We start from the raw sequence: 12,778 nt of genomic DNA, 5'->3' as shown, positions 1-12,778 counted from the left end.
TATGATTAAATGTATGCAAGGTAGCAGAAGTGAAAGAAGGCGAATATACATATGTTTGTAGCAGAACATGAAGTTGAAATCCGTTATGCGGAAACAGATCAAATGGGTGTTGTTTACCATTCAAACTACTTAGTGTGGCTTGAGTTAGGTCGCACGAAACTTATACAAGATTTAGGTTTTTCATATGTTGAAATGGAGAAAGAAGGAATTATTTCTCCTGTGTTAGATTTACAAATTTCATACCGTAAAGCGATGCGTTACGGAGAAAAAGCAATCGTAAAAACATGGGTAGATACTGTGAGCCCACTTCGCGTTGTATATGGATATGAAATATATAATGGTGATGGTGAACTTTGTATTACTGCAAGTACGACGAATATTTGTGCGAAAAAAGAAGGGTTCCGCCCTGTATCATTTAAAAAGTTATATCCTGAGTGGTATGCGAAATATGAGGAAATTAAGAAAAAATAAAAAAGCGTGGCAGAAGCCACGTTTTTTTATTTTTCATAATTAAATTGTGGGAAGTCGTCACCTTCGTTAAGTGTAACAGATAAATTATGTCCATCGAAGAACCATTCATCATCGCCTTCAATAAAGAAGTTAATACCTTCTTCTTGAATTTGAACAGCAGGATGTGCAGGGTCATCTTTACGAATACCTAAAGAAAGTCCTTTTTGCACAGTACTGCAACCACCGTATTGTACGAAAAAGCGTAGTGTTTCATTTGATTGTAAGTTTAATTCATTTTTATACCATTGTGCTGCTTCTTTTGTTACGGAAAGATTCATGTATAGTTCCTCCAAATTATGTTGCTTTTTCTTTAGTATAAAAAATAACGCAAAAAGACGCTATTAATATGCTTCACGTTTTCTTTTTGCGTTATGTGGGTTACGATCTTATTTTTGCTTTTTAGAAAAGTTTGCTTTTGGTTCAGTTTTATTTATAATTCGTCCGATATTTGCACGGTGTTTATAAATAACCATACCTGCTAATAAACACATCGCAATAATGAAGATTTTATCCCCGCTAACAATGGATGCAATAACAGCAACAACTGCTGTTACCATAGAAGAAAGTGATACGTATCTTGTTGTAAATAAAAGGGTGAAAAATACAACAGCCAATATTGCAAAAACAACTGGTGAATAGCATAATAGCACCCCAGCAGAAGTTGCAACTGCTTTACCACCGCGGAATTTCGCAAAGATTGGATAGACATGTCCAAGAACAGCCGCTAACCCGAACCATAGTGGATGAATATCTAATCCGAAAATCATTGGTAGACTTGTTGCTAATGTCCCTTTTAAAATGTCAGCAATTGTAACGGTAAAACCTGCTTTTTTCCCTAATGTGCGGAATGTGTTTGTTCCGCCTAGATTACCGCTCCCGTGCTCACGAATATCGATTCCGTAGCCGATTTTTCCAACAACTAGTGCAAATGGAATCGAGCCAAGTAAGTAGGCAACGATAAATAAAAGATATGTAGTAACCATAAGTTCAGTCTCCTTTATTCAAATGTGTTGATAAAGGGTAAAAAGAGTTTTTCCCGTATATTGTACCATACATTTGTAAAGAGCACATTTCTTTTTTGTAAATGAAAAATTCATTATTTCGTGAAAAAAATTTCACAGTAATGTTACATTTCTCACAGAAACAGTAAGACTATATGTAGTAACATTTTAATCAAAAGATAACAACATATTGGTGGAGGGTTATAAATGTTACAAAATAATACACGTGGAGAAGAAGAATTAATGAAAGTGTTTGAGACAATAGTCCACGGCAATGAACAAGATTTGATGCAAGAAAATGCAAATGTAGACGGCCGCTCTCCAATGGGCGTAATGGGAACGTTCGCATCTGAGAGTGCAAAATATTATGCTGTTGAGAATTTATTGTCAGATCAAGTGAAAAAAGCGATAAATGAAAATATATTATATCCACATGATTTAGATTTTTATGCAACAGGAACGACGACTTGTTCACAAATTCCGTTAGCGCAAATGCTTGCTAACGGTTTTCATACTGGACATGGACATATGAGACAACCGCAAGACATTAAAAGTGCATTGGCTCTTTCGTCTATTATTTTTCAAGCGAATCAAAATATGCAGCATGGTGGTCAATCGTTTGCACTCTTTGATATTGATTTAGCACCTTATGTACGAAAAACAATTGAGAGACATAAAAAACGATTACAATCATATCCGCTTACGAAAGAACAAATAGAAGAATTTGCATGGAAAGAAACGGAAAATGATACGTATCAAGCGTGTGAGGCTTTCGTTCATAATTCGAATAGTATGCATAGTAGGGGCGGAGGACAAGTACCGTTTATTTCTATTAATTACGGAACAGATACATCAAAAGAAGGAAGAATGTTAATTAAACAACTTTTAAAAGCGACACAAGCTGGACTTGGTAAAGGAGAGACACCGATTTTTCCGATTCAAATTTTCAAGATGAAAAAAGGTGTGAATTTTGAAGAAAGTGATCCGAACTACGATTTATTTGAATTAGCATTAGAGACAACCGCAGATCGATTATTCCCTAACTTTTCATTTTTAGATGCTCCGTTTAATGCAGTGCATTATGATGGAAGACCAGAAAGTGAAGTATGTTACATGGGATGTCGTACCCGTGTTATGTCTAATATACATGGAGAAGAAACAGCGATTGGTAGAGGGAATTTATCATTTACGTCTATTAATTTAGTGAAATTAGCGTTAATTAGTGGTTCAAAAGAAGCGTTTTTTGAAGCGCTAAACTATTATTTAGATTTAGGAATTAAGCAGCTATTAGAAAGATATGCGTATCAATGTACGAAGCGAGCAAGAGATTTTCAGTTTTTATATTCACAAGGTGTATGGCGTGGTGGAGAAACGTTGCAGCCTGAAGACTCCGTAGCCTCGATTTTAAAACAAGGGACGTTAAGTATTGGTTTTATCGGTCTTGCGGAATGTTTAGTAGCTTTAACAGGAAAGCATCATGGGGAAGATGAAGAATCATGGAAACTTGGGTATGAAATTATTTCCTTTATGAGAGATAGAATGGATAAAGCGACAGAAGAACATCAACTGAATTTCTCAGTAATTGCAACTCCAGCAGAAGGATTATCAGGGAAGTTTGTGAAAAAAGATAGAGAAGAATTTGGCGTGATTGGCGGCATAACGAACCATAATTACTATACGAATTCATTCCATATTCCAGTTTATTATAACATTCAAGCGATAAATAAAATCCGTTTAGAAGGCCCGTTCCATGCTCTCTGTAATGGAGGACACATTACTTATATTGAACTAGACGGAGCAGCAATGCATAACAAAAAGGCATTAAAACAAATTGTACAAGCCATGGCAGAACATGGCGTTGGATACGGTTCAATTAATCATCCTGTTGACCGTTGTAAGTGCTGTAGTTATCACGGGGTTATTGGGAATGAATGTCCAAGTTGCGGGAATGAAGATGAGGCTAATATAGAAAGAATTCGCCGTATAACAGGCTATCTTGTAGGAGATATGTCAAAGTGGAATAGTGCGAAACGTAGTGAAGAGATAGATCGGGTGAAACATAAATGAAAGTGATGAATATTATTCATGATAGTGTAGTAGATGGAGAAGGATTGCGGACAGTCGTGTTTTTTGCGGGCTGTCCGCATCGTTGCGTTGGTTGCCATAATCCGAAATCGTGGAATATTTGCAACGGAACGGAAATGACAGTAGAAGAAATTGTGAAAGAGATTGCAAGTAATCCATTAACTGATGTAACATTTTCAGGTGGAGATCCATTTTTTCAAGCTGCTGAAGTGAAAAAGGTAGCAAAAATCGTGAAAGATTTGAAAAAAAACCTATGGATGTATACAGGTTATACGTTAGAAGAGATACAGAGTTCTCAAAATAATGATATGATAGAGTTGTTACATTATGGGGATGTTTTAGTCGATGGAAGGTTTGAAATTGAGGAAAAAGATTTAACACTTCCATTTCGCGGAAGCTCCAATCAACGTATTATTCGATTGAAAGAGTAAAAAGGCGGGATAGATTATATGAACAAAACGGTATTGCTTGTTGAAGATGAAAGAAGATTACGTGAAATTGTTAGTGATTATTTTCGTAATGAAGGCTTTGAAGTAATCGAAGCAGAAGATGGAAAAAAAGCGTTAGAGTTATTTGCAGAGCATGAAATTGATTTAATTATGTTAGATATTATGTTACCGGAAATAGATGGATGGTCTGTTTGTAGAAGAATTAGAAAAGAATCAGCAGTACCAATTATTATGTTGACAGCACGTTCGGATGAGGATGATACATTGCTAGGTTTCGAATTAGGTGCAGACGAGTATGTAACGAAACCATTTAGCCCGAAAGTATTAGTAGCTCGTGCAAAGACGTTATTGAAACGTGCGGATGGTGCGGTAGGAGTAGCGGAAGAAAATGCTATGTCTTTAGCTGGAATAGAAGTGAATCGTCTATCTAGAACTGTTTTAGTAGATGGAGAAGAAATTATATTGACACATAAAGAATTTGAACTTCTTGTGTATTTAATGGAGAACAAAGGAATTGTGTTATCACGTCAACATTTATTAGACCAGTTATGGGGATATGACTATTACGGTGATGACCGAACGGTTGATACCCATATTAAAAAACTTCGAAATAAGCTAGGAGATAAAGCGAAGCATATCGGTACTGTTATTCGAGTTGGTTATAAATTTGAAGAATAATCTAGAACGATTTGTGTAATTTAGCCTAGGGAAATGGTAATTTTATACTCTCTTTTGAAGGTAAAATGTACAAAAAATACTTTTTTTGTCTACAATGTTAGATAAGTGTATTTTTTTAATTGGATTTCACGATGAGTTCACAAGAAGGACACAAAACGTGACTATACTGAAAATACGAATTCACCAGAGAGGGGAAATAAAACATGGGATATTACGACGGACCAAATTTAAATGAAGAGCATAGTGAAACGAGAGAAGTGAGAAAATCAGGTAGTAAAAAAGGCTATTTCTTCACAGGTTTAGTGGGAGCTGTAGTCGGAGCGGTTTCGATTAGTTTTGCAGCACCATATATGCCATGGGCTCAAAATAATGGAGCGCCAGTATCATCATTTAGTTCGGATTCAAAAGTAGAAGGTACTGTAGTTCCTGTTGTAAATAAAGCGAAAAATGAAACTGATTTACCTGGTATGATTGAAGGGGCGAAAGATGTTGTTGTAGGTGTTATTAATATGCAACAAAGTGTTGATCCATTTGCAATGCAACCGACAGGTCAAGAACAACAAGCCGGTTCAGGATCAGGTGTTATTTATAAAAAAGCAGGAAATAAAGCATATATTGTAACAAACAACCACGTAGTAGATGGAGCAAATAAACTTGCTGTGAAGCTGAGCGACGGAAAGCAAGTTGATGCGAAATTAGTTGGTAAGGACCCTTGGTTAGACTTAGCGGTTGTTGAAATTGATGGATCTAATGTAAATAAAGTTGCCACTTTAGGTGATTCAAGTAAACTTCGTGCGGGTGAAAAAGCCATTGCAATCGGTAATCCACTTGGATTTGATGGAAGTGTAACGGAAGGTATAATCAGTAGTAAAGAACGCGAAATTCCGGTTGATATTGATGGGGATAAACGACCAGATTGGCAAGCACAAGTTATTCAAACGGATGCAGCGATTAATCCAGGTAATAGTGGTGGTGCATTATTTAACCAAAATGGTGAAATAATTGGGATTAATTCAAGTAAAATTGCACAACAAGAAGTTGAAGGAATTGGATTTGCTATTCCAATTAACATCGCAAAACCAGTTATTGAATCTCTTGAAAAAGATGGAGTAGTAAAACGTCCAGCTCTTGGAGTAGGTGTTGTTTCACTAGAAGATGTGCAAGCTTATGCAGTCAATCAATTGAAAGTACCGAAAGAAGTAACAAACGGCGTTGTATTAGGTAAAATTTACCCAATATCACCAGCTGAAAAAGCTGGTTTAGAGCAATATGATATTGTAGTAGCATTAGATAATCAAAAAGTAGAGAATGCTCTTCAATTCCGTAAATATTTATATGAAAAGAAAAAAGTAGGCGAGAAAGTAGAAGTTACATTCTACCGTAACGGTCAAAAAATGACGAAATCGGCTACTTTAGCAGATAATTCAGCTACAAAGAATCAATAATCGAAATAAAAGAAAGTCTCTTTCATATTGAAAGAGACTTTCTTTATCGGCTATACTAAAGGAATAGGAGGGATTAATTATGACAATTGAAAACCCAACTCGTACGGAAATTGGTGAAGTGTTAAAGAAAAGCAAAACAATTGCGGTTGTTGGATTATCAGATAAGCCAGAACGTACATCGTATATGGTTTCAAAAGCAATGCAAGATGCTGGATACCGCATTATTCCAGTTAATCCAACAGTAGATGAGGTGCTCGGAGAAAAGGCAGTTTCTTCACTAAAGGATATTAAGGGACACGTTGACATTGTAAATGTATTTCGTCGCTCAGAGTTTTTAATGGATGTTGCAAAAGAATTTGTAGAGATTGATGCAGATGTTTTTTGGGCACAATTAGGAGTACAAGATGAGGATACATATAAACTTTTAAAAGAAAAAGACTATACTGTAATAATGGATCGTTGTATTAAAGTAGAACATGCGATGACAAAATAGTATAGATTTAAAGGTAGAAAGATTGATTCAGCCCTCATTATAGATAAGTAGGGCCGATGAACGAGGTGTTCATCATGAGATTTTTTAAAGGCTGTTTTTGGGGATTGTTATTTGTAATCCCATTTTGGATCTTGATCATTTGGATCATAATAAAGGTTTGGAATGTGTAATCTTGGAATACATATCCATTTCTCGTTGACAAACGATTATTTTTCTGAAATAGTAGCCTAGAGGAATCCTTGTGAGAAAACAAGGATTTTTCTATTGAAGATGGTATATAAAAGAGATAAGATAACTTGCCAAAACTATAGTCGAGGCGTTATTCTATAATAGAAACATATGTTCTGATTTTGGATTAGGAAAGGGGCAAGGAGTTTGGCAAAGCATCAGTTCCAATATAATGAAGATGCGATTCAAGTGTTAGAAGGACTTGAAGCCGTTCGAAAACGCCCGGGTATGTATATCGGGAGTACGGATAGCCGTGGATTGCATCATTTAGTATATGAAATAGTAGATAACTCCGTTGACGAAGCGTTAGCGGGATTTGGCGACGAAATTTCAGTCGTAATACATAAAGATAATAGTATTAGCGTTATAGATAAAGGGCGAGGAATGCCTACGGGAATGCATAAACTTGGGAAACCTACACCTGAAGTTATTTTAACTGTACTTCATGCAGGTGGTAAGTTTGGTCAAGGTGGCTATAAAACGAGTGGTGGTTTACACGGTGTTGGGGCATCAGTTGTAAACGCTTTGTCAGAATGGTTAGTAGTAACAATTAAGCGTGATGGTAACATTTATGAACAACGTTTTGAAAATGGTGGCGTTCCTGCAACAACGTTAGAGAAAATCGGGAAAACAAAAGAGTCTGGTACGACAATGCACTTCAAACCAGATACAACGATTTTCAGCACGACAAATTACAATTATGAAACATTATGTGAGAGATTACGTGAATCTGCATTCTTATTAAAAGGAATGAAAATCTCGATAAAAGACGAACGTAATGATTTAGAAGATATATTTCATTATGAAACAGGAATCGAAGCTTTCGTTTCATATTTAAACGAAGAAAAAGATTCAATTCACCCGGTTGTATATTTCACTGGTGAACAAAACGGGATTGAAGCAGAACTAGCATTCCAGTTTAATGATGGTTACTCAGAAAATATTCTTTCGTTTGTAAATAACGTACGTACAAAAGATGGTGGAACACACGAAGCTGGATTTAAAACAGCGATGACGCGTGTGTTTAACGAGTATGCTCGTAAAGTAGCACTATTAAAAGAAAAAGATAAAAACTTAGAAGGTACAGATATTCGTGAAGGTGTAGCGGCTATCGTTTCGGTACGTGTACCAGAAGAAGTGCTTCAGTTTGAAGGGCAAACGAAAGGGAAACTAGGTACAAGTGAAGCGCGTTCTTCAATTGATGCCATTGTATCTGAGCATTTAGCATACTTTTTAGAAGAAAACCCTGATGTAGCTACACTTCTTGTGAGAAAAGCAATTAAAGCAGCACAAGCCCGTGAAGCAGCCCGTAAAGCAAGAGAAGAAGCGCGTAGTGGTAAGAAAAAGAAAAAATCAGAAGGTACGTTAAGCGGGAAATTAACACCTGCACAATCACGTAACCCGCAAAAAAATGAACTGTACCTAGTAGAGGGTGACTCTGCCGGTGGTTCTGCGAAACAAGGACGAGACCGACGTTTCCAGGCCGTATTACCGTTACGTGGTAAAGTAATTAATACAGAAAAAGCAAAGCTTGCTGATATCTTTAAAAATGAAGAGATTAATACAATCATTTATGCGATTGGCGGCGGTGTAGGAAATGAATTTGATGTTGAAGATATTAACTACGATAAAGTTGTAATTATGACCGATGCCGATACGGATGGGGCTCATATTCAAGTATTGTTATTAACGTTCTTCTACAGATATATGAAGCCACTTATCGAAGCTGGTAAAGTATTTATCGCACTTCCTCCTTTATACAAAGTAAGTAAAGGAAAAGGTAAGAGTGAGGTAATTGAATACGCTTGGTCAGATGAGGAATTAGACGGTGTAACGAAAAAAGTTGGAAAAGGCTATATGTTACAACGTTATAAAGGACTTGGTGAAATGAATGCGGATCAATTATGGGAAACAACAATGAATCCTGAAACGCGTACATTAATTCGCGTGAAAATTGATGATGCAGCAAGAGCAGAGCGTCGCGTTACAACATTAATGGGCGATAAAGTAGAACCGCGCCGTAAATGGATTGAACGTAATGTACAGTTTGGTATGCAAGAAGAAGGAAATATTTTAGAAAATGAAATGATTATGGAGACGGAGGTGGAATAACATGCAAGCAGAGAAGTTTCATGACCTCCCGCTTGAAGACGTGTTAGGTGATCGCTTTGCACGTTATAGTAAATATATTATTCAAGATCGTGCACTTCCAGATGCACGTGATGGCTTAAAGCCAGTACAAAGACGTATTTTATATTCTATGTATGTAGAAGGTAATGTACATGATAAAGCGTTTCGTAAATCAGCTAAAACAGTAGGTAATGTTATCGGTAATTATCATCCACATGGAGATTCCTCTGTATATGAAGCAATGGTACGCTTAAGCCAAACTTGGAAAGTACGTAATGTTTTAGTTGAAATGCATGGTAATAATGGTAGTGTTGATGGGGACCCAGCGGCAGCGATGCGTTATACGGAAGCTCGTTTATCACCAATCGCATCTGAATTATTACGTGATCTTGATAAAGAAACAGTTGAATTCGTGTCAAACTTTGATGATACGAGTGAAGAACCGGTTGTATTACCAGCAGCGTTCCCGAATTTATTAGTGAACGGATCTACAGGGATTTCCGCTGGTTATGCAACAGAAATTCCTCCGCATCATCTTGGAGAAGTTATTGATGCTACAATGATGCGTATTGATAAGCCAAATAGTACTGTTGATGATTTATTAACAGTTATGAAAGGACCAGATTTCCCAACAGGCGGTATTATTCAGGGGATTGATGGTATTAAAAAGGCGTATGAAACAGGTAAAGGTAAAATTATTATTCGCGGAAAAGCAGAAGTTGAAACAGTGCGTGGTGGGAAACAACAAATTGTAATCACTGAAATTCCTTACGAAGTGAATAAGGCAAACCTTGTAAAGAAAATGGATGAATTACGTCTAGATAAAAAGTTAGATGGTATTGCTGAAGTGCGTGATGAGACAGATCGTACTGGTTTACGAATTGTTGTTGAATTAAAGAAAGAAGCAAACGCCGAAGGTATTTTAAATTATTTATATAAAAATACAGATTTGCAAATTCCATATAACTTTAATATGGTAGCGATCAATAATCGTCGTCCAACACTTATGACATTACCGAAAATTTTAGATGCTTATATTGGACATCAAAAAGAGGTTATTACGAGACGTTCGCAATATGAATTACGAAAAGCAGAAAATCGTCAACATATTGTAGAAGGTTTAAAGAAAGCATTATCGATTTTAGACCAAGTAATTGAGACAATTCGAGCTTCAAAAGATAAACGTAACGCGAAAGATAATTTAAGTGCAAAATTTGGCTTTACAGAAGCACAGGCAGAAGCAATTGTTTCCTTGCAATTATATCGCTTAACGAATACAGACATTACGGCGTTACAAGAAGAAGCAGATGAGCTTAATAAGAAAATTATTGAGCTACAGGCAATTTTACAAAGTGAAAAAAGATTACTTCAAGTAATTAAAACTGATTTAAAGAGAGTTAAGAAAACGTATAGTGATGATCGACGCGCGATTATTGAAGATCAAATCGAGGAAATTAAAATCGATGTAGAAGTGATGATCCCACAAGAAGATGTCATCGTTACTGTAACGAAAGAAGGATATGTGAAACGTACTGGATGGCGCTCACATAATGCCTCAAACGGCAAAGACTTCGGTATGAAAGAGGGTGACATCTTACTTGAACGATTCGATACGAATACGACAGAGACAGTCCTCTTATTTACGAATAAAGGAAACTATATATATCTGCCAGTATACGAAATGCCAGATATTCGTTGGAAAGATTTAGGTCAGCACGTTGCTAATATCGTTTCACTCGACCGGGATGAAACAATCATTTGGGCAACGGTTGTACCGAACTTTGAGGAAGAAAAACGATTTATCGTATTTGTAACAAGAAATGGTATGATAAAGAAAACAGAATTAAATCAATATAAAGTTCAGCGTTATTCAAGAGCATTCGTTGCTGTAAACTTGAAAAAAGATGATGAAGTTGTCGATATATTTGCGACAGATGGAACGAGTGATATCGTTCTTGCTACACACGGTGCATATGCACTTATTTTCCATGAAGAGGAAGTAAGTCCAGTCGGTGTAAGAGCTGCTGGAGTGAAAGCAATTAATTTAAAAGAAGATGACTATGTCGCTTCTGGTAAACCGTTAAATGGTGACAAAGATCAACTTATTCTCGTAACACAGCGCGGTGCTGTAAAACGCCTAAAAGCATCAGAAATTGAGAAATCAACGAGGGCGAAGCGAGGTCTTGTTATTTTCAAAGAATTAAAACGTAATCCGTACCGCATTGTCGGTATTGAAATCGTTCGGGACGATGAATTAGTTTACATGAAGACAGAGAAAAACATTGTAGAAGAAATTGATCCGAAAGCGTATCGAAATAAAGACCGGTATAGTAATGGTAGCCTTGTGCTAGATGTTAATGATACTGGTGAAGTAGTAGAAACGTGGACGAAGAAAAGACCAGAATAAAGAGGGCATCTTGCTATGAATAGTAGCAAGATGCTTTTTTCTAGGCAATTTATTATGTAAATAATAATAATCTTGTTATAATAACTGAATGAAATCGTTCTCATAAAGTGAAACTTTAATCAATGGGGAGTTTCTTCATCCTCACTGATTATTAGTTGAACCAATCGGGCTTTAACAAGCAGTTGATTCCTCACCTAATGCCTTAACTTTCACTGAATTTTGAGTTAGGAATCTTACTGCCCGTTAAAGCGGGACAAATGGAGGGGCAACATGAAAAAAATAGGTGTAGGGATTGTAGGATTTGGTTTTTCTAGTACGACATTTCATATCCCACTATTACAAACAATAGAAGAATATGATATTCGTGCTGTATTATCCTCAAAAGAAGAGGTAGTAAAAGAAACATTACCAAACGCTAATGTTGTTAGTACAATTGATGAATTGGTGAAGCGAGCTGATGTTGACTTAGTTGTTATTACATCACCTAATACAACTCATTTTCCATATGTAAAAGAAGCAATTTTAAAAGGTAAGCATGTTGTTGTAGAAAAACCATTTGTTGTCTCAATTAAAGAAGGGGAAGAGCTTATTTCATTAGCAGAGCAGCATAATGTAATGTTAAGCGTATATCATAATCGTCGTTTTGATAATGATTTCTTAACAATTAAGAAATTGTTAGGAGAAAACAGAGTAGGGAATGTATACGCATATGAATCGAATTTTGATCGTTTCCGTCCACATGTACGTGATCGATGGAGAGAAAAAAATCTACCAGGCTCCGGTATATTATACGATTTAGGATCGCATTTAATTGACCAAGCGTTATCAATATTCGGGAAACCAGATGCGATAAGTGCAGATGTAATAAAACAACGACCAGGTGCAGAGGTGGATGATTATTTCCACATAGTACTTCATTACGGAGTTAAACGTGTCATTTTACGTAGTAGTAGTTATGTGAAAAAAGCTGGACCACATTTTATAGTGCATGGAGAGAAAGGTTCTATCGTGAAGTACGGTATGGATTCGCAGGAAGAGCAATTAAAAAATGGAATGAAGCCAGGTGATAACGGTTATGGAGTAGACGATGAAGAGAATTTTGCTACTTTAGAAACAGAAGAAAGCTTAGAGCGTATTCCAACAGAAGTCGGTTGTTATGACAATTATTATAAAGGTGTACGAGATAGTATATTAAATGGTGAGGAACTACCTGTAACAGCAAAAGAAGGTTTAGATGTTATTAAAATGATTCAATTAGCGATTGAAAGTAGTGAAAAGGGTAGAGTCATTTCTATAAAATAAAAAGACACGAAATTCGTGTCTTTTTTATTAGGAATATGTGAATATGATTA

Annotated in this window: 11 protein-coding genes; 9 read left to right on the top strand and 2 right to left on the bottom strand. The window is 36.3% G+C overall.

The genetic code is table 11. The features are described from left to right. The first annotated feature begins 51 nt into the window (after positions 1–51). Positions 52–471: an acyl-CoA thioesterase gene (locus tag GD442_RS17110; protein ID WP_000495812.1), complete on the top strand. Its 420-nt coding sequence runs from the start codon at positions 52–54 to the stop codon at positions 469–471. A gap of 26 nt (positions 472–497) precedes the next feature. Here GD442_RS17110 and GD442_RS17105 read toward each other — a convergent pair whose 3' ends face one another. Next, positions 498–788: a HesB/YadR/YfhF family protein gene (locus GD442_RS17105; RefSeq protein ID WP_001054453.1), complete on the bottom strand. Its 291-nt coding sequence runs from the start codon at positions 786–788 to the stop codon at positions 498–500. Positions 789–896: 108 nt separating this feature from the next. Beyond that, positions 897–1,493 carry a glycerol-3-phosphate 1-O-acyltransferase PlsY gene (gene plsY / locus GD442_RS17100; RefSeq protein WP_000258974.1) on the bottom strand — a complete coding sequence of 199 codons (597 nt, stop codon included), beginning with the start codon at positions 1,491–1,493 and terminating at the stop codon, positions 897–899. Positions 1,494–1,718: 225 nt separating this feature from the next. Between plsY and GD442_RS17095 the strand changes: the two genes are divergently transcribed. The 8 genes from GD442_RS17095 to GD442_RS17060 all read left to right on the top strand — a co-directional run bounded on the left by GD442_RS17095 (position 1,719) and on the right by GD442_RS17060 (position 12,728). Further along, on the top strand, positions 1,719–3,578 hold the full coding sequence (locus GD442_RS17095) for an anaerobic ribonucleoside triphosphate reductase (RefSeq protein ID WP_000940065.1): 1,860 nt from the start codon (positions 1,719–1,721) through the stop codon (positions 3,576–3,578). Next, positions 3,575–4,027, top strand: coding sequence for an anaerobic ribonucleoside-triphosphate reductase activating protein (nrdG, locus tag GD442_RS17090; RefSeq protein ID WP_000867076.1), 453 nt, complete (start codon positions 3,575–3,577; stop codon positions 4,025–4,027). The genes GD442_RS17095 and nrdG overlap by 4 nt, the downstream gene beginning before the upstream one ends. Positions 4,028–4,045: 18 nt before the next feature. Beyond that, positions 4,046–4,723 (top strand): response regulator transcription factor, encoded by a 678-nt coding sequence (locus tag GD442_RS17085; RefSeq protein WP_001044679.1) that lies wholly within the window; start codon positions 4,046–4,048, stop codon positions 4,721–4,723. A gap of 203 nt (positions 4,724–4,926) precedes the next feature. Next, the gene (locus GD442_RS17080) at positions 4,927–6,168 is read left to right on the top strand and encodes a S1C family serine protease (RefSeq protein WP_000542646.1); all 1,242 of its coding nucleotides are present in this window, start codon (positions 4,927–4,929) and stop codon (positions 6,166–6,168) included. A gap of 79 nt (positions 6,169–6,247) precedes the next feature. Next, the gene (locus GD442_RS17075) at positions 6,248–6,661 is read left to right on the top strand and encodes a CoA-binding protein (protein ID WP_000151393.1); all 414 of its coding nucleotides are present in this window, start codon (positions 6,248–6,250) and stop codon (positions 6,659–6,661) included. A 375-nt stretch (positions 6,662–7,036) separates the two neighbouring features. Then, positions 7,037–9,001 (top strand): DNA topoisomerase IV subunit B, encoded by a 1,965-nt coding sequence (gene parE / locus GD442_RS17070; RefSeq protein ID WP_001062194.1) that lies wholly within the window; start codon positions 7,037–7,039, stop codon positions 8,999–9,001. A gap of 1 nt (position 9,002) precedes the next feature. Further along, positions 9,003–11,426, top strand: a complete 2,424-nt coding sequence (gene parC, locus GD442_RS17065; RefSeq protein WP_001147464.1) for a DNA topoisomerase IV subunit A — start codon at positions 9,003–9,005, stop codon at positions 11,424–11,426. A 270-nt stretch (positions 11,427–11,696) separates the two neighbouring features. Further along, complete coding sequence (locus GD442_RS17060; protein ID WP_000719764.1) at positions 11,697–12,728, top strand: oxidoreductase; 1,032 nt, start codon at positions 11,697–11,699, stop codon at positions 12,726–12,728. Positions 12,729–12,778 lie beyond the last annotated feature (50 nt).

The organism is Bacillus sp. A260, from assembly GCF_009861435.1.
Classification (GTDB): domain Bacteria; phylum Bacillota; class Bacilli; order Bacillales; family Bacillaceae_G; genus Bacillus_A; species Bacillus_A cereus.
This window is presented reverse-complemented; position numbering and strand designations above follow the sequence as displayed.